This window comes from Halogeometricum rufum (assembly GCF_900112175.1).
In the GTDB taxonomy this organism is placed as follows: Archaea; Halobacteriota; Halobacteria; order Halobacteriales; family Haloferacaceae; genus Halogeometricum; species Halogeometricum rufum.
On the sequence record NZ_FOYT01000002.1, the window covers coordinates 765,302 to 783,504 of the forward strand.

An 18,203-nucleotide genomic window follows, 5' to 3' on the forward strand; every position below is an offset into this window, starting at 1 on the left:
CGCTGACGGCGTTCCGGACCGACGGTGGGGATTATCTATTCAGATAATTGGGAGGCCGTCTTTTTACTTTACCAGATGTACGAACTTCGTAGGAAATGTCACGACCATCATCGAAACGGTTCGCACCGAGCTTCGGAGTGAAACTCGGTGTGGCCCTTCTCGCCGTCGTCGCACTCGTCGTGGGGTTCGGCGTGGTGGTTCAGGACCAGACGTCCGAGACGCTTCAGACGGAGGAACGAGCGGACCTCGTCACCTCCGCGGAGGTGCGGGCGGCGGAACTGGACACGTGGATCGGCGGAATCGAGAAGCAGACGCGGCTTCACTCGTCGTACCCGGTTCTGGGGTCGGGCGACGAGGCGGCCATCAGTGACCATCTCTCGGAGACGGTCGCGGACGACGCCGTGCCGAAGGGGGTCGTCGCAGTCCACTACTACGACACGGCCGAACAGGAGATCGTCGCGAGTTCGAACCCGGCGATGGAGGGCGTCAGCCCGGCCGAACAGGGCGCGCCGTTCGCGGAGAACCCGCCGACGTTCGACGGACCGGACGGGACGCACGTCACGTCGCCGTTCACGGTTCCGGTGGCCGACTTCCCGGTCATCTCGGTCATCTCGCCCATCGAGGGCGCCGAGAACCGGGCGCTCATCTACATGATAAACGTCGAGTCGCACGCCGCGGCGTTCGCCAGTACGGCGGGCGGCGGGTCGACGACCGTCGTGGACGGCGAGGGACGGTTCGTCGCCCACCCCGACGCGTCGAAACTCCTCACCGAGTACGAAGGTGACGCGGCCGCCCTCGAAGACGGCGGCTTCGTCGAGAACGAAGAGACGCTGGTCGCCAGCGCGTCGATGGAGACGCTCGACTGGACCGTGCAGGTCGAGTCCCAGAAGTCCGAGGCGTTCGCCGTCGGCAAGCAGGTCACGTCGGCCATCACCGGCCTCATCCTGCTCGTCCTCGTGAGCCTCTCGCTCGTCGGCGTCCTCGTGGGGTCCAACACCATCGTCTCGCTCCGGCGTCTGGCCGACCGGGCCGACTCGATGGCGAAGGGTGACCTCGACGTGGACCTGCGGACGACGCGGTCCGACGAGTTCGGGACGCTGTATCACTCCTTCGCGGACATGCGCGACACGCTCCGCGCCCAGATTCGCGAGACCGAACGCGTCAACGACCACCTCGAACAGAAGGCGGCGTCGTACGGCGCGGTGATGAACGCCGTCGCCGACGGCGACCTGACGCGTCGGATGGAGGCCTCACGGGAGAACGACGCGATGGCCGAGGTGGCCCACTCGTTCAACGAGATGCTGGACGAGATAGCCGACACGATGGCCGAGGTGACGCAGTTCGCCGACCACGTCGTCGACGCCGCGGACCGCGTCGACACGGGCGCGAACGAGGTGATGGACGCCTCCGCCGAGGTGACGGAGGCGACGACGGAGATATCCAACGGCGCCGAACAGCAGACGGACAACCTCCTGACCGTCTCCGAGGAGATGGACCAACTGTCCTCCTCGGCCGAGGAGATAGCGGCGACGGTCAACGGCGTGGCCGACGCCTCGCGGCGCGCGGCCGAAATCGGCGAGTCCGGCCGCGAAGACGCCGAACAGGCGCTCGAAGAGATGGACGCCGTCGAGAACGCGACCGAACAGACCGCCGAAGAGGTGACCGCCCTCGCCGAGGAACTCGAAGCCGTCGGCGACATCGTGGAGGTCATCCGCGACATCGCGGGCGAGACGAACCTGCTGGCGCTGAACGCCTCCATCGAGGCGGCGCGGACCGGCGAGAAGGGGTCGGGCTTCGCCGTCGTCGCCGACGAGGTGAAGTCGCTGGCCGAGGAGACGGCCGAGTCCGCGGCGGAGATAGAAGAGCGCATCGAGCGCATCCAGTCGCGGGCCGACGGGACGACGGCCGCGATGGAGGAGACGCGGACGAGCATCGTCTCCGGCGTCGAGACGGTCGAGTCGGCCATCGACGCCCTCGAAGAGGTGGCCGTCGCCGTCGACGAGACGGACGACTCGATTCAGGAGATACGCGAGGCGACGGAGACGCAGGCGCGCTCTGCGACGGCCGTCGTCGAACGGGTGGACGAGGTGGCCGCAATCAGCGAACAGACGTCCGACGAGGCGGGCGACGTGGCCGCCGCGGCCGAAGAACAGACCGCGACGATGACGACGGTGAGCGACTCCGCGGAGCGTCTCGCCGACCGGGCGCGCGACCTGCGGAGCGCGCTCGAGGACTTCACCGTCGCCGAATCGGACGGAACGGCGCCCGACGCGAACGCGCGGGCGGCGATGGGGGACGACTGAGATGATAGAACTGAACGCGACGCTGTGGCTGTGGGTCGGTGCCGTCGGGATGGCGCTCGGGACGGTACCGCCGGCGTACAAGTTTCTGACCGATGCCGAGAGCCGGGGGTACACCGCCGTCCTCGCCCTCGTGACGGGCATCGCGGCCGTCGCCTACGCGCTGATGGCGCAGGGCTACGGGAGCATCGCCGTCGGCGGAAACTCGGTCGCTATCGTCCGCTACACGGACTGGCTGGTGACGACGCCGCTGATGGTGCTGTACCTCGGCCTCCTCGCGCGGTCCGGACTGCGAATCTACGCCCTGCTGGTCGTCACGGACGTCGTCGTCATCGTGAGCGGCGTCGTAGCCGCCTCGGTCGACGGGACGGCGCGCTACGCCGCCTTCGCCGTCGGCGTCGTCGCCTACCTCGTCCTCGTCTACCTCCTCGTGCGGACGCTCCCGCGGGGGGCGGACTTCCAGTCCGGCGACGTGGTGGCGACGTTCACCACGGTCCGGAACCTGACGGTGGTCGTCTGGACGCTGTACCCCATCGTGTGGATTCTCGCGCCGACGGGGCTGGGACTGCTGCTACCCAACACGCAGGTGCTGGTGCTGACGTATCTCGACCTGGTGTCGAAAGTCGGCTTCGTCGTCGTCGCCGTCGGCGGCCTCCAGTCGGTTCGGTCGCTGGAGTCGGCGCGGATAACCGCCGAGAGCGCCGACTGACGGCGCGAGGGATCACGCTTCGCGCGCTCTTTTTCGTTCGACGACGGGTCGCCGACTGCGCCCGTCGCGGACCGCGACCACTAAACGGGGCGGCGACCCACCCGGAGGTATGAGCGACGACGCCCACGACGACGGCGCGGACGGCGCCGACGAGTCCGAAACTGACCACGACGGCGCGGCAGACGCCGACGAGTCCGAGACTGACCACGAGTACCACCCGCCGCACCGCGAGGAGTTCCACGAGAACCCCGTCGGTCACGCCCGGGTCCGCGCGGGGATGACCGTCGGCGAACTGGCCACCGAGTACGGCAAGGCGGGCATCGGCGCGTCGAACCTCGAACGCGCCGTCGACGTGTACGCCGAGATGCTCGGGCGCGACGACGTGACGAACCTGTTCGGCCTCGCGGGCGCGATGGTCCCCACCGGGATGCGACAGATAGTCGTGGACCTCATCCGCGACGGCCACATCGACGCGCTGGTCACGACGGGGGCGAACCTGACGCACGACGCCATCGAGGCTATCGGCGGCAAACACCACCACGGTCGGGCGGAACCGCACGACCCCCACCCGTCGGACGAGACGGCGACACCGACGGGCGAGACGCTTCGCGACCACGACGAACACCTGCGCGACGAGCAGGTGGACCGCATCTACAACGTCTACCTCCCGCAGGAACACTTCGCGCTGTTCGAGGGACACCTCCGCGAGAACGTCTTCCCCGAAGTCGAGCGGACGGTGTCGATTCAGGAGTTCACCGCCGAACTGGGGCGGGCGAACCTCCAACGGAACGAGGCAGAGGGAATCGACGAGGACGCGGGCGTCGCCGCCGCGGCGTACGAACACGACGTGCCGGTCTACTGCCCGGCGATTCAGGACTCCGTGCTGGGGATTCAGGCGTGGATATACTCGCAGACCTCCGAGTTCACGCTGGACGCCCTGAAGGACATGACCCACCTCTCGGACCTCGCGTTCGAGGCGGAGCAGGCGGGCGCGATGGTCGTCGGCGGCGGCGTCCCCAAGAACTACGTCCTGCAGACGATGCTGACCATCCCGGACGCCTACGACTACGCGGTGCAGTTGACGATGGACCCCGACCACACCGGCGGCCTGTCGGGCGCGACGCTGGACGAGGCTCGGTCGTGGGGGAAACTGGAGAAGTCCGCCAGGAACGTCACCGTCGTCGGCGACGCCACCATCACGCTCCCGTTCGTCGCCGCCGCCGCGCGGGAACGCGCGGACGAGCGGTTCTGACCGCGGGCGGACGCGCCGTCCCGCGGCGACGCCGGCGTCTCACGGCCACCGACAAACTTAGTCCGGTCGGGGCCCGAAACGACGGCAATGGCCCTCCGCGACCGACTGACGCTGGTGTCGTTCCTCCTGCTGGTGGCGTCGGGAACGCTCTCGGCGGTCCTCCTCGGCTACGCCGCACTCGTCGTCGGCGGCGCGTTCCTCGCCGGAACGCTCGTCGCCGCGCTCCTCGAACTCGCGTTCCCGGTCCTCCCCCTGTTCGCCCTCTCGACGGCCGTCGCCGTCGTCTCCGCCGTCGGCGTCGTCTACGGTCTCGCTCGACGGGCGTCGCTCCCGCGCGGCGGCCGCATCGAGTCCGTCGCGCGACGCGCCGAGAGCGAGTACCCGCCGCTCCGCGCCCTCGGACTCGGCGACGCGTTCGCCGAACCGGAGCCGTCGCCGGAAGAGAAGCGACAGGACGCCCTTGAGCGACTGAAGCGACGGTACGTCGACGGCGAGTTGACCGAACGGGAGTTCGAGCGAAAACTCGGCAGGCTGGTGGCGAACGACTCGGTGGACGACGCGCGCGCCGAACGCGAACGCGCGGCCGTCGTGGAAGACGGCGGTCGGAGTCGGTTCTGACGGGCGAATCGGCCGGGTCGAGCGCGACCGACCGTGGCGACAGTATCGGCCGGTTGACAGTATCGTTCGTCTGAACAGCTGTTTTACCTCTGTGATTGGAATCCAGACGCGAGATGACAAACAGTGACAGCGACGACGGGACGCGAGAGCGACAGGGGCGACCGGCGACGACGCGACGGCGCTTCCTCCGGACGACCGGCGCGGCGGCCGTGGGGGGCGTCGGACTCGCGGCGAGTGCGGGCACGGCGGCGGCGGCGACGCTGACGGTTCCGGCGGACTACTCGACCGTCCAAGCGGCCGTCGACGCCGCCGGTCCGGGTGACGAGGTGGTCGTCACCGAGGGGACGTACGACGGGACGCTCACCGTCGACGTGGCGGACTTGACCGTGCGCACGTCGTCGCCGCGGACGGCGACCGTCTCGGGGAGCGACGACGAGACGGGCGCGGCGGTGAGCGTCGAGGCCGACGGCGTGACGTTCGCGGGATTCGCCGTCGAGAACCCCGGAAATCTGCTCGGCGTCAAGATACAGGGCGGCTTCGAGAACGTCGTCGTCGAGGACACGCACGTCTCGAACGTCGGTCCGTTCACGCGACTCGGGACGACGGGTATCATCGCCGCCGGCGGTAACGACGGCCTCCGGATACGGGACAACGTCGTCGAGAACGTCGCGAGCGAGTTCCCCGCCGACGAATCCGGCTACCCGACGACGAACGGTATCTTCCTCGACGACGAAGGCGGGGGGTACGGGGACGCGTCGGTGACCGCCAACGTCGTCCGCGGTATCGCCGCCGAGACAGGCGCTCTCGGAATCCTTCTGCAGGGAGACCTCGACGGCGTGACCGTCTCCGAAAACCACGTCTCGAACGTCGAGGCGAGCAACGACAGGTCGCGGGCCGAACAGGACGGGACGAAGTTCGTAACGTACGCGCAGGGCGTCAACGTCAGCGCCGACTCGACCGACGGCGTGACCGTCAGGGAGAACGTTCTCGGGGACATCGCGGCCGAGTTCTTCAACGGCGAGTCGGTGAAGGTCGACAGCGGCGCGTCGGGACTGACCGTCGAGTACAACGACCTGGTCGCACCCGTCGGCATCGGCAACGCCACCGCGACGACAGTCACCGCCAACTGCAACTACTGGGGGCACCCGAAGGGACCGCGCGAAGTCGACGGGAACCTCGCCGCCGCCGACGGTCCGAACCGGCAGGGTCGGAGCGCGTACTTCGGTCCGGTGGCGGCGGAGTCGTGGCTGGTTCGCTCCGTCGCCAACGGGCAGAACCTCCAGAACGCCTGCCGGGGCGGCAGCGGAAACCCCGGGCGGGGCGGCGGCAACCCCGGCCGCGGCAACTGAGGCGGCCCCCCAACCGAGTCCCGGCAGGACGGGGAGCCGTGACGTACACTTTTTTCGGCTCGCGACGAGGGTCGAGTCATGGAGTACACCACGTTCGGTTCGACGGGCGTCACCGTCTCGGAACTCTGCCTCGGGTGCATGAGTTTCGGGACGAACTGGGACGACTGGACACTGGGTAGAGCGGAGAGCCGCGAACTCATCGAACGCGCCATCGACCTCGGAATCAACTTCTTCGACACGGCGAACGTCTACTCGTACGGCGAGTCGGAGGAGATTCTCGGCGACGTCCTCGCCGACTACGACCGCGACGAGTTCGTCGTGGCGACGAAGGTGTACGGCGAGATGCGCGAGGACGACCCGAACTCGGGCGGCCTCTCGCGGAAGACCATCGAACAGGAGTTGGACGCATCGCTGGACCGTCTGGGGATGGACACGGTGGACCTCTACCAGATTCACCGCTGGGACTACGACACGCCCATCGAACAGACGCTCCGCGCCCTCGACGACGCGGTGCGCCGGGGGCAGGTCCGCTCCATCGGCGCGTCGTCGATGTGGGCGCACCAGTTCGCCGAGGCGTTGCACACCTCGGACCGACTCGGACTGGAGCGGTTCGTCTCCATGCAGAACCTCTACAACCTCGCCTACCGCGAGGAGGAACGCGAGATGCTACCCCTCTGCGAGAAGGAGGACGTCGCCGTCATGCCGTGGTCGCCGCTGGGTGCGGGCTACCTCACCCGCCCGCACGAGGAGTTCGAGGCGACGACGCGCGGCGAACACGAGGCGGACCACGACCGGGGGTACACGAAGGGCGGCGGGCCGGAGGTGAACGAACGCGTGCAGGAACTCGCCGACGAGAAGGGCGTGAAGATGGCCCAGATAGCGATGGCCTGGCAGTTCGAGAAGTCGTGGGTGACGACGCCCATCGTCGGCACCTCCAGCGTCGAACACCTCGAAGACGCCGTCGAAGCGCTGGATATCGACCTCTCGGAGTCCGACGTCGAGTACCTCGAAGCGCCGTACGAACCCGTGCCCGTCTCGGGCCACGAGTAGCCGGGTATCGGGGTGGTGTGCGGACGGGTCGAGAGAGCGGTTCGTCGGCCCCGACGGCCGCCGCGCCCACGCCACCACGAGACACGGAACGGCTTTAGGTCCGCATCCACTCCGGTCGGTATGGACTACGCAGATTCTCTCGACAGAGCGTTCGACACACTGCCGGAGCGAAACTACGAGGAGTCGCGCCTCGACGTACCCGACCCCGAGGGCGAGACGGACGGGGCGTTCACCCGCCTGACGAACCTCGGCCAGATAGCCGACGCCCTCGGCCGCGAGGCGAGCCACCTCCACCGAAACATCCAGCGAGAACTCGGGACGAACGGCCAGTTCGACGGCGACCGCGCCCGCTACAACGGGTCGTTCAGCGTCGCTGACTTCGAGGCGGCCATCGACGAGTACGTCGCCGAGTACGTCTCCTGTACGGAGTGTGGCCTGCCGGACACGCGCCTCGTCACCGAGGACGGCGTGGACATGCTCCGTTGTGAGGCGTGTGGTGCGTTCCGGCCGGTCCAGAAGCAGGCCGCGAAGACGCAGACCCAGACCGGGCCGGCCATCGAGGAGGGCAAGACGTACGAACTCGAAATCACCGGCACGGGTCGCAAGGGCGACGGCGTCGCCGAGAAGGGCAAGTACACCATCTTCGTCACCGGCGCGCGAGAGGGCGACACCGTCCGTGCACTCATCGAGCGGACGAGCGGGACGCTGGCGTTCGCGCGGAAGGTATAGACGACGAACCGGACCGGTCTCAGAGTCCCCACGGAACGAGAGGGTCTGCGGTGCCGACGCGTCGCCGCGTCTACGCGTACCTTTTTGCGGGCGCGTCGCCCTTGACGAACGATGACGCACGAGGAGGAATCGGGGGTGCGCGTGAGCCTCGACATCTGGCACCCCGACTGCTGGACGCTGGAGGTGACGGAAGCGACCGACGGCGGCCTCCTCGGACACGGCGTCCACGAGATAGACGGACTGGCGAACGGGCGGTTCACCGCCTACGCCGACAGCACCGCCGAACTCGACGCGTTGGTCGCGGCCATCCGCGACTCGCCGTTGACCGAGTCGGTGTGGGAGACGGGCGAGTTCGAAGACGAGGCGGTGCCGGGGAGTGCGACGCGGGGCATCGTCGTCCGCTACGACATGGGCAACTCCATCAACGACGCCCTCGTCTCGCGGGGGTTCATCCCCGACGAACCGGTCCGGATGCAGGGCGGCCGCGAGCAGTGGACCGTCCTCGTCCAGGAGACGCGACAGACCGTCCACGAGCGACTGGAGGAGGTTCGCGCGGAGATGGACGCCGACATCCGCGTCGAACTCATCACCGCGCCGAAGGGCGGGAGCGGACTGTTCCGGACGGACGCCCTCTCGGAGCGACAGCGGGAGGTGTTCGAGTTGGCCCGCCGGCGCGACTACTACACGTGGCCGCGCGAGACGAGTGCGGCGGAACTGGCGGCCGAAGTGGACGTCTCGAAGGCGACGCTGCTGGAACACCTGCGGAAGGCGGAGTCGAAACTCCTCGGCGACGACTGACGGGAGCGACTCGACGCGTCCGGTGCCGTTCGTAGACCGCCTCTCATGAGAGGGAGGGAGCATATGCGGGATAGACGACGCATGTGAACACATGTCATCGGTAGACGTGAACGACGGGCGCAGTCTCTCGCGTGACATCGGCTTGCTCGGGGCCGTGAGCACGGTGGTCGCGGGAACGCTGGGCGCCGGACTGTTCGTCACGCTGGGTACCGCGAGTTCGACGACGGGGCCGAGCGTCATCCTCGTCGTCGTCTTCTCGGGGCTTCTGGCGATGTGCATCGCCCTCAACTACGGCTGGATGGCGACGATATTCCCGGCGGCCGCGGGGTCGTACGCCTACGTCTCGCGGACGTTCGAGAGCCGTCTCCCCGGGTTCGTCGTGACGTGGTCGAAGTGGCTGGGCTACATGGCCGCCGACGCCGTGTTGGCTCTCGGGTTCGGGAGTTACTTGCAGGTGTTCTACCCCTCCGTCAACGCCGCACTCGCGGGGTTCGGCCTCCTGACCGTCCTGTTCCTCGTCAACCTCGTCGGGTCGAAGGGGTACAGCGTCTCGCAGAACGCCATCTTCGGCTTCCTCATCCTCTCGATTCTCGTCCTCATCGTGCCGGGACTGGCGAACGTGAACACGGCGAACTACCGGCCGTTCTTCACCGGCGGCTTCGACGGTTTCGTCGGCGCCGCCGTCCCCCTGTTCTACGCCTACATCGGCATCGCCGTCGCGGGGCAGATGGGCGCGGAGGTGAAGAACCCCTCGCGCAACCTCCCGCTTGCGATGGCGGGCGGGACGGCCATCCTCATCCTCCTGTACGTCCTCACGTCCGTCGTCATCTACGGCGTCGTCTCCGACTACACCGTCCTCGCGAACTCGGCCCGCCCGCTGGCGACGGCGGCGGAGGCGTTCATGGGCGACGTCGGGACGACCATCGTCGCCGTCGGCGGCCTGCTTGCCACCGCCTCCTCCGTCCACGCCGTCATGGCCGCGGGCATCAAGATGCCGTACTCGTGGGCGTGGGACGAGGTGTTCCCGAAGAAGTTCTCCGAGGTGTCCGACCGGTTCGGCACGCCGCACTGGTCGCTGCTGACGCTCTACGTCGTCGCCTCGGGGCTGACGTTCTGGAGTACGGGCCTGTCGCAGGCCATCGCCATCGCCACGTTCAGTTACCTCATCGCCTACGCGGCCGTCTCGGTGACGGTGCTGTACGTCCTCTGGACCGGGTCGAGTCTCGCGCAGGAGGCCGGCTTCACGCGTCCCCTGTTGCTCGGCGCGACGGGCGCCGTCGGCGCCGTCGGCGCGGGCGGCCTCCTCACGCAGGCCTACCAGGGGTCGCTGTCGGTGTACGTCCCGTGGGTCGCCGTCGGCCTCGTCGTCTTCGGCGTCTACTGGTACCGCGGCCAGCGGCGAGACGTGGACGTGGAGGCCATCCTCGCGACGCTTCCGGGCGTCCCGTCGAACGAGTACGACCCGGCCATCCGGGGGGCCAGCGATGACTGACGACGCCGCGCCGACCGTCGACCCCGAGGAGACCATCGACCTCCTGCAGGAACTCGTCCGCACTCCGAGTCCGTACTTCGAGGAGGCCGAGATATGCGAGTTCGTCTACGACTGGCTCGACGCCCGCGGGCACGACCCCGAGTACCACCACGTCTCCGAACCCGACATCACCGAGTACGAGGGTGACAACGTCGTCGCCCGACTGGCGGGTAGCGACCCCGACGCGCCCTCCCTGCTGTTGAACGCGCACGTGGACACGGTGAAACTCGTCGAAGACTGGGAGGAGGACCCGTGTTCGGGTCGCATCGAGGGCGGCAAACTGTACGGACAGGGCGCCTGCGACATGAAGGGCGGGCTGGCGGCCGTGATGACGGCGTTCGACGCCCTCGCCGACGTGCCGTTGGCCGGCGACGTCCTCCTCACCGCCGTCGTCGACGAGGAGGGACCGTACGGCCTCGGCACGGACAGGCTGATTCGCGACGGCTACACCGACGACTGCGACGCCGCCGTCGTCACCGAACCCGGCCCCATCCTCGCGCAGTCGGACGTCGAGAACCCGGCGCTACTGCTCGGCGCGCGCGGGCGGTTCCTCTACGACATCGAGGTCCGGGGGCACGCGGCCCACGGCTCCCAACCCGAGAAGGGAGTCAACGCCGTCGTCGAGGCGGGCGAACTCGCCGCCGCCCTGAACGACATCGAGACGGGCGACCACCCGCGACTCGGGTCGGGGTCGGTCTGTCCGCTCCAGATAGAGGGCGGGAGCCAGACGCTGTCGGTGCCCGAACGCGCGCGTCTGATGGTGGACAGACACGTCGTCGTCGGCGAGACGATGGAGGACGCGCGCGCCGACGCCGAACGGGTCGTCGCGGAACTCGACCTGCAGAGCGACGTCGAAATCGGGTTCCGCGAGGCGCCGGACCCCGACATCGTCTACGGCCCGTACGTCACCGACGAGAAGCACCCCCTCGTGACCGCACTCGCCGACGCGGCGCGTGCCGTCGCGGACACCGACCCCGACTACGGCTACTTCTCCAGCGTCGGTGACTTCAACTACCTCGGCGACCGGGCGGACCTGCCGACGGTCATCGTCGGCCCGGACGGCGAGAACATCCACGGCGCGGGCGAGTTCGTCTACACCGACGAGGTGGTCGAGGTGGCCGACATCGTCGCCGACGCCGCGGTCCGGTTCTGCGGCTGAGTCGGTCGCCGGGGTCGCCTCGCGGGTCGGTCCCCGACTCGACTGTCGGCGGACGCCGGCCCCGCACCGACGCGCCCCGGTGGCACGCCGCCGGGCGAGGCAGTATTCGGACGTACACGAACGTTTATTATACTTCTACCCACACGTACCGGTATCTCATGTCGGTCGTATCTGTACGCGAGTGACTCTCCTCCGGCCCGTACAGCCTCCCGACCGACCTTCGCAACCCGACACACGTGAGCACACACACCCGACACCCGACAGAATCGCATTCCGACGCCGACACCCACACGCCGCCCGCGGCGCCTCCCGACGCCCCTGCCGCCGACACCCACACCGACGACGCTACCGACGCGGACGACGGCACCGAGACGCACTCGAACGACGGCGTCGAGGCACGAGACGACCGGTCGGGCCCGAGTCGGTGTCAGCGGATGTTCTCGGCGCGCGGGACGGCACGTCTCCGCAACCTCGCCGACGCGGAGAACCACGCGATGCCGGACGGCGTCTGACCACTTACGCGGCCGTCTCGCGACCACTGAGCGCCGTCACGTTCGAGAACCAAACCAGTCTCATAGTTTGAGTAACATATTTTGCCGTGAGTTGAATAGCTACCTACTGCAATGTCAACAAGGCACGCACTCGACGCGGAGATATTCGGACAGGACGTCTCGTTCGACTACTCGGAGGGGTGGGTGGCGTACTCCATCCTCGTGCTCCGGGTGGCGATGGGGTGGGTCCTGTTTCAGGGCGGCATCGTGAAGGTACTCGACCCCAGTTGGTCGGCGTCGGGATTCCTGCTCAACGCCATTCCGGAGGGCAACCCCTTCGGCGGGTTCTGGGCGATGCTGGCGAACAACTACATCGGCATCATCGACCCGCTGAACGCGTGGGGCCTGACGCTGACCGGGTTGGCGCTCATGTTGGGCGTGGCCGTCCGATGGTCCGCGTTCTGGGGCGCGGTGATGATGCTGTTCTACTGGCTCGCGGCACTCACCGGCGGCATCGCACAGGGGTTACCCGTCGCCCACGGCTGGCTCATCGACGACCACATCATCTACGCGCTCCTCCTGTTCGGTCTGGGCGCGTGGGGCGCGGGCCGCATCCTCGGCGTGGACGCCTACCTCGAACGGACGGAGTTCGTGCAGAACAACCGCTGGCTCCGGTACGCCCTCGGTTGAGGACGGCGACGCGCCGGCCGACCCTTCGGTGGGTCGGTTCCGCTCTCGCCGCCGACGGCCACGAAGGTTACGTTCCTCGCTCTTCGACGGTGTCACATGGCAGGACTCGTACAGCGAACGGCACGGTCCATCGACGAGATGTGGCGGTCCGTCTGGCACGATTCGAGTCGCGGCGAGAAGCTAGTCGTCGCCGTCTTCCTCCTCGTCACCGGACTGGCGATACCGGTCGTCCCCATCGTCTGGCTGGCCCGTCTGGTCGCGCACTGACACGGCCGCTTCGGACACCGCCGTCGCTCGGAATCCTCTTTTGCGTGGCTCCAGTACCGTTCGATGGCCGATGACGACGGCACCGTCCCGAGTCGGGGTGGCACCCGACGGTGACGAACCCTATGAGTGCCGAGGCCTCCGTTTCCGACGGACGGACCGCTTCTCCTCCGGGGCGAGCGAATCAGTCGGTTCACGCCCACCAGCGAGTCGTCCCGGCATCCGTCGGTCCTCGGACCCCGCCGCGCCTCGTCACCCGCGATTCCGGGTGGCGTCGGTACTGGTTGCGCCCGGGTCCGGAGGAGGACGAAGCCGCGTTCGTCGGCGAGACAGCAGAACGCGCCGGTTCGCCATCGAAACGAACGTTCTCGGGGCCAGCAGGCATTAGTGAGCGCCAACCCCACGTTCTGTCGATGACAGTCACCTTCACGGACGACGACGAGGGGAAGGTCGTCGTAGACGCCAGCGGGAACACGCTCGGACTCGTCACGCAGATAGAGGGCGACACCGCGTACGTCGACCCGGACCCGAGCCTCACCGAGACCATCAAGGCCGACATGGGGTGGGCCGACACCGAGTCCGACGAGTACACGGTCGACGAGACGGCCGTCGAGACGAAGGCCTCGGAGAAGCTTCACCTGCGCGGGAACCTGTAGCGAGTCCGAGCAGGCGGTACCGCTCTCGGACGCGACCGACGAGTGCCGGCCGTCGTCGGCGTCGCGGACCAGAGCGCGTGAACCGGCGAGTGTCGAGAGCGTCGAAGCGCGCGTTCAGCGAGCCGACGCGGCGATTTCGACGAACCGCTCTCCCGCGCGGTCCACCGAGAAGTGTCGCCGGTAGACGTCCGCGGCGCCGTCTTCGAGGCGGTGGCGCAGGTCGTCGTCGCCGAGAATCTCCTCGACGCCCGCGGCGAGTGCGTCGGCGTCGCCGGGTTCGACGAGGTAGGCCGTCTCCCGGTGGTCGAACACCTCGCTCGTCCCCGGTTGGTCGGCGACGGCGATGGCCTTCTCCAGATAGGACGCCTCGGCGACTTTGGTGCCGATGGTGAACTCCGTCTGCGGGTTGTCGCCCATCGGACCGAGGACGACCCTCGCGCCCTTGACGTACTGGACGAGTTCACTCAGCGAGACGAACCCGGGGAACGAGACGTTCTCCGCGCCGACTCGGTCGGCGTGGTCGACGACTCCCTGTCGCTTGTCGCTCTCGCCGACGAACACGAACTCGGCGTCCGGGAGGGCCGCCGCCGCCTCGACCATCGTGTCCGGTCCGTGGTGCGGCAGGAAGTTCCCCCAGTAGAGGACGTCGGACTCGAACTCGGGGGCCGGTTCGATGCTCGTGTCGAAGTTGGACTCGACGACTTTGATGTACATCACCTCGTACGTCTCGGCCGGCAGGCCGAACGCCTCGGAGAAGCGGTCGGCCGACTCCTGCGAGAAGACGACCACTCTGTCGGAGAGTCGCTGGACGAGTAAGTCGAGGGCGAACAGGAACTTCCCGGCGACGCTGTCTTCGGGGTAGATGCCGCGGTTGCGCACGAGCGTGAAGTACAGCCCGTTGTGCGAGAAGTAGACCAGAGGCGTGTCGAACAGGACGGCGAACGGCTTCGCGACGAACACCGACGTGTCGCCCATGTGCGGGACGACGATGACGTCCGCCCGCCGCAGGTCGCCGAGGTTGCCGAGGACGGCCGCCGTCGTGACGACGGTGTGGACGAGCAACGTCGCGACGACGAGAAACGGGAAGAGCCACCCGGGCGCGCCGTCGAACCAGTTCATCGTCGCACGCATCGTTCGGACGGGGAGTCGACGCTCGGCCTTCGCCTCCGAGAGCGAGCGTTGCGGGACGCGCACCTCCGACAGCGAGATGCCGCGCCGTTCGAGCCCCTGCCTGAGCACTTCGTCCTGATTGTGACCGTAGATACCGACGAAACAGACGCGAGAGATGTCCGAACCCATTCGGTGGCAGTTGCCCAGTTCCAGCTATAATTCTTTCTTCTCCCCCGATGCCGTCCGCACGGCGCGAAGAGAACCGGTAGTGTTTATGAGAGACGCGCGGAAATCGCCAGTCGTGTCTCAGAAAGTAGCTATCACCGGGGGTGCGGGCTTCCTCGGCTCGCATATCGTGGACTACTTCGTCGAACAGGGAGAGGACGTCGTCGTCGTCGACGACTTCAGTTCCGGAGAGGCCGAGAATCTCGAGCAGTCCGCCGACGACGTCGAGATTCGCGAACTCGACCTTCGGTCCGAGGACGCCATCGACGGACTCGACGACATCGACGTCGTCGTCCACCTCGCGGCGAAGATCGGCGGCATCGGGTACTTCCACCACGTGCCAGCCGACATCATCGCGATGAACGACGCGATGAACAAGGTCGTCTTCGACGCCGCCGTCGAACACGACTTCGACCGCGTCGTCTACGCCAGTTCGTCGATGGTGTACGAACGCGCCACCGAGTTCCCCGTCACCGAGGACCAGATCTCGGAGATTCCCCCGCCGGACAGCGCCTACGGCTTCCAGAAACTCGCCGGCGAGTACTACTGCCGCGCGTACCACGACCAGTACGACGTGGAGTACTCCATCTTCCGCCCGTTCAACGCCGTCGGCCCGCGCGAACCGCCGGGCGAGGAGGTCGGACAGGCGCACGTCATCCCCGACTTCGTCCTGAAGATCCTCGACAAGGAGCAGTACCCGCTGAAGATTCTCGGCGACGGCCGGCAGGTCCGGTCGTTCACCAACGTCCGCGACATCGCGCGCGGCGTCTACCTCTGCTCGTTCGAGGACGCCGCCGCGAACGACCACTTCAACCTCGGCTCCGAGGAGGGCGTCAGCATGCGTGACCTCGCTCGGAAGATATGGGAGCGCAGCGGTCGCGAGGTGGACATCGAGTTCGAGACGACCGAGGCGTTCGCACACGACGTGCAGAAGCGGGTCCCGAGTTCCCAGAAGGCGCAGGAGGTGCTCGGCTGGGAGCCCGAAATCACGCTCGACGAGTCGCTCGAACAGTACATCGGCTGGTACGAGGAGGAGGTCCTGTGACGACGTTCGAGCGTGATATCGCCGTCGTCGGCGCCGGTCGAATCGGTCTCCCGTGGGCGGCGGTGTTGGCCGCCGTGCAGGACTGGCAGGTCACCTGCGTCGACGTGGACGAGACGCGGGTCGAGGAGATAAACGACGCCGAGGCGCCGTTCGCGGAACCGAAACTCGGCGAGTACATGCAGGCGGCCGTCGAGTCCGGCGCGATGCGAGCGACGACCGACCCCGAGGCGGTCACCGACCACGAGTACGTCGCCTTCACCGTCAACGCGCCCCGCAACGGGATGTCGGACTACGTGGACGTGGTCGAGTCCTACGCCGAACGCCTCGTCGACGGGCAGACGGTCATCTCCCGGAGCACGCTGCCGGTCAACATGGTCTCTCGGACGCGCGACATCGTCGAGCGACACGCGACGGGCGACGTGAACTTCGCCGTCTTCCCCGAACGGTTGGCCGAGGGGAAGGCGATAGCGGAGATACAGACGCTGCCGAAGGTGGTCGGCGTGGACAGCGACGCCGGCGAGGCGGCCGTCCGCCGACTGCTGGAACCGTTCGAGTGCTCGGTGAAGGTGACGGACCCCGAGACGGCGATGCTCGTCAAACTCATCGACAACTCCTACCGCGACGCCCTGTTCGCCATCTCGAACCAGATAGCCTACACCGCGGACCAGTTGGACCTCAACGCGCACGAGGCCATCGACCTGGCGAACTTCGAGTACCCCCGCAACGACATCCCCCTCCCGGGCACCGTCGGTGGCAAGTGCCTCCCGAAGGACCCCCACTTCCTGACGGACGAACGCGTCTGCGACCAGCCGACGACGCCCGACCTGTTCAACTTCACGCGCCGGACCAACGCGTCCCTCCAGTCGTACATCGTGACCGAGTTGCTCCTCGAACAGCCCTCGGAACTGGCGATTCTCGGCCTCTCGTACAAGCGCGACGTGGGCGACGTGTTCAACTCCCCCGCGTGGGCCATCAAGGAGTCCCTGCAGTCGCACGGCGTCGAGACGCGGAGCTACGACCCGCACATCGACGACTACGACACGGACCTCGAAACCGTGCTCGCCGACGCCGACGGGGCCGTCCTCGCGGTCAACCACTCGGCGTTCGAGGGCATCGAACCGGAACTGAACGAACACCTCGACGACGACGCCTTCGTCTACGACGTCTGGGGAGCCCTCCGCTCGGACCGACTGAACGCCCGCTATCAGGGGTTCGGCATCTCCGAGTGAGTCGTTCGCCGTCGGGTGACGGTGTCGCCGTGGTCCGATGGCCTCCGAGCGAACGCCGTCGGACCGCCGACGTCTGCCGGTAAGATTCAGTATCCTCGACCGCCCGGTAGCAGTATGACCAGTCACGCGCCCACTCGCGGAGCGGACGGGTTCCGAGAACGGGTCCGCTTCTACCTCCTGGACCACGAGACGGCGGTCGGTCGGACCATCGACGTGGCGCTGCTGGCGCTGAACCTCGTCTTCGTCGGCGTCTTCGTCGCGCAGACGTACGCGGTCTCGGCGACGCTCCGGTCGTCGCTCTGGACGGCGGAAGTGGTCATCGCGGCAGTGTTCGTCGCCGAGTACGTCCTCCGACTGTACGGGGCGCGCGACCGACTGGGGGAGTTCACCAACCCGTACACGATGGTCGACCTCCTGTCGGTCCTCCCGACGGTGACGGTACTGCTCTTGCCCGTCCCCGCGGTGGCGATGACCGTCGGGTTCCTCCGCGTCGTCCGCGTCGTCCGCGTGCTGCGGTTCTACCGGTTCACGCGCGACGAGGAGTTCTTCTTCGGCACCGTCTCGCTGGAGACCCTCCGGGTGATGAAACTGCTGTTGACCGTGCTGGTGGTGTTCTTCGTCTCCGCCGGCCTGTTCTACAGCGCCGAGTTCCAGACGAACCCCGACGTGCGCAACTTCGGCGACGCGTTCTACTACATGGTGGTGACGCTCACCACCGTCGGCTTCGGCGACATCACGCCGACGACGAGTCTGGGTCGCTGGGTGACCGTCGCGAGCGTCCTCGCGGCCATCGTCCTCGTCCCGTGGCAGGCGGGGAAGATAGTGCGCGAGTGGACCCACAGAGAGCAGGTCAACGTCACCTGCCCCGACTGCGGACTCGCCTACCACGACCCGGACGCCTCCCACTGCAAGGCCTGCGGACACGTCATCTATCAGGAGTACGACTCGCGAGAGTAGTCGGCGCCCGACGGCGGTCGGGCCCCCGACGAAGGAGGAGA

At 67.6% G+C, this 18,203-nt stretch carries 18 protein-coding genes; 17 read left to right on the forward strand and 1 reads right to left on the reverse strand.

The window, feature by feature from the left end; all coding sequences use genetic code 11:
- Nucleotides 1-149: 149 nt before the first annotated feature.
- The 14 genes from BM310_RS13620 to BM310_RS13680 all read left to right on the forward strand — a co-directional run bounded on the left by BM310_RS13620 (nucleotide 150) and on the right by BM310_RS13680 (nucleotide 13,596).
- Complete coding sequence (locus BM310_RS13620) at nucleotides 150-2,303, forward strand: methyl-accepting chemotaxis protein (RefSeq protein WP_177232622.1); 2,154 nt, start codon at nucleotides 150-152, stop codon at nucleotides 2,301-2,303.
- A gap of 1 nt (nucleotide 2,304) precedes the next feature.
- Entirely contained in the window at nucleotides 2,305-3,009 is a 705-nt protein-coding gene (locus tag BM310_RS13625) for a bacteriorhodopsin (RefSeq protein ID WP_089808587.1), read from the forward strand.
- A gap of 109 nt (nucleotides 3,010-3,118) precedes the next feature.
- Nucleotides 3,119-4,261, forward strand: a complete 1,143-nt coding sequence (locus BM310_RS13630) for a deoxyhypusine synthase (RefSeq protein ID WP_089808589.1) — start codon at nucleotides 3,119-3,121, stop codon at nucleotides 4,259-4,261.
- An 87-nt stretch (nucleotides 4,262-4,348) separates the two neighbouring features.
- A complete protein-coding gene (locus tag BM310_RS13635; RefSeq protein ID WP_089808592.1) occupies nucleotides 4,349-4,879 on the forward strand; it encodes an SHOCT domain-containing protein in 531 nt (176 codons plus the stop codon).
- Nucleotides 4,880-4,992: 113 nt separating this feature from the next.
- On the forward strand, nucleotides 4,993-6,228 hold the full coding sequence (locus BM310_RS13640; RefSeq protein ID WP_089808594.1) for a right-handed parallel beta-helix repeat-containing protein: 1,236 nt from the start codon (nucleotides 4,993-4,995) through the stop codon (nucleotides 6,226-6,228).
- 78 nt (nucleotides 6,229-6,306) lie between these two features.
- A complete protein-coding gene (locus BM310_RS13645) occupies nucleotides 6,307-7,278 on the forward strand; it encodes an aldo/keto reductase (protein ID WP_089808596.1) in 972 nt (323 codons plus the stop codon).
- Between the two features lie 120 nt (nucleotides 7,279-7,398).
- Nucleotides 7,399-8,007, forward strand: coding sequence for a translation initiation factor IF-2 subunit beta (locus tag BM310_RS13650; RefSeq protein ID WP_089808597.1), 609 nt, complete (start codon nucleotides 7,399-7,401; stop codon nucleotides 8,005-8,007).
- Nucleotides 8,008-8,118: 111 nt separating this feature from the next.
- Nucleotides 8,119-8,805, forward strand: coding sequence for a helix-turn-helix domain-containing protein (locus tag BM310_RS13655; protein ID WP_089808599.1), 687 nt, complete (start codon nucleotides 8,119-8,121; stop codon nucleotides 8,803-8,805).
- 91 nt (nucleotides 8,806-8,896) lie between these two features.
- Nucleotides 8,897-10,297, forward strand: a complete 1,401-nt coding sequence (locus BM310_RS13660; RefSeq protein WP_089808601.1) for an APC family permease — start codon at nucleotides 8,897-8,899, stop codon at nucleotides 10,295-10,297.
- Nucleotides 10,290-11,495, forward strand: a complete 1,206-nt coding sequence (locus BM310_RS13665) for a M20 family metallopeptidase (protein ID WP_089808603.1) — start codon at nucleotides 10,290-10,292, stop codon at nucleotides 11,493-11,495. Before BM310_RS13660 ends, BM310_RS13665 begins: the two co-directional genes overlap by 8 nt.
- A gap of 236 nt (nucleotides 11,496-11,731) precedes the next feature.
- Nucleotides 11,732-12,007, forward strand: a complete 276-nt coding sequence (locus BM310_RS13670) for a hypothetical protein (protein WP_089808605.1) — start codon at nucleotides 11,732-11,734, stop codon at nucleotides 12,005-12,007.
- Between the two features lie 111 nt (nucleotides 12,008-12,118).
- Entirely contained in the window at nucleotides 12,119-12,676 is a 558-nt protein-coding gene (locus BM310_RS13675) for a DoxX family protein (RefSeq protein ID WP_089808607.1), read from the forward strand.
- A gap of 96 nt (nucleotides 12,677-12,772) precedes the next feature.
- A complete protein-coding gene (locus BM310_RS21435; protein ID WP_177232623.1) occupies nucleotides 12,773-12,943 on the forward strand; it encodes a hypothetical protein in 171 nt (56 codons plus the stop codon).
- A 410-nt stretch (nucleotides 12,944-13,353) separates the two neighbouring features.
- Nucleotides 13,354-13,596: a hypothetical protein gene (locus BM310_RS13680; RefSeq protein WP_089808609.1), complete on the forward strand. Its 243-nt coding sequence runs from the start codon at nucleotides 13,354-13,356 to the stop codon at nucleotides 13,594-13,596.
- Nucleotides 13,597-13,710: 114 nt separating this feature from the next.
- Here the strand turns inward: BM310_RS13680 and BM310_RS13685 are convergent, their stop codons facing one another.
- Nucleotides 13,711-14,895, reverse strand: a complete 1,185-nt coding sequence (locus BM310_RS13685; protein ID WP_089808611.1) for a glycosyltransferase family 4 protein — start codon at nucleotides 14,893-14,895, stop codon at nucleotides 13,711-13,713.
- Nucleotides 14,896-15,007: 112 nt separating this feature from the next.
- On the opposite strand from BM310_RS13685, the gene BM310_RS13690 reads away from it, so the two are divergent.
- The 3 genes from BM310_RS13690 to BM310_RS13700 all read left to right on the forward strand — a co-directional run bounded on the left by BM310_RS13690 (nucleotide 15,008) and on the right by BM310_RS13700 (nucleotide 18,162).
- Nucleotides 15,008-15,976: an NAD-dependent epimerase/dehydratase family protein gene (locus BM310_RS13690; protein ID WP_177232624.1), complete on the forward strand. Its 969-nt coding sequence runs from the start codon at nucleotides 15,008-15,010 to the stop codon at nucleotides 15,974-15,976.
- Nucleotides 15,973-17,205, forward strand: coding sequence for a nucleotide sugar dehydrogenase (locus BM310_RS13695; protein ID WP_177232625.1), 1,233 nt, complete (start codon nucleotides 15,973-15,975; stop codon nucleotides 17,203-17,205). Before BM310_RS13690 ends, BM310_RS13695 begins: the two co-directional genes overlap by 4 nt.
- A 114-nt stretch (nucleotides 17,206-17,319) precedes the next feature.
- Nucleotides 17,320-18,162, forward strand: coding sequence for a potassium channel family protein (locus BM310_RS13700; RefSeq protein WP_089808615.1), 843 nt, complete (start codon nucleotides 17,320-17,322; stop codon nucleotides 18,160-18,162).
- The last annotated feature ends 41 nt before the right edge of the window (nucleotides 18,163-18,203 follow it).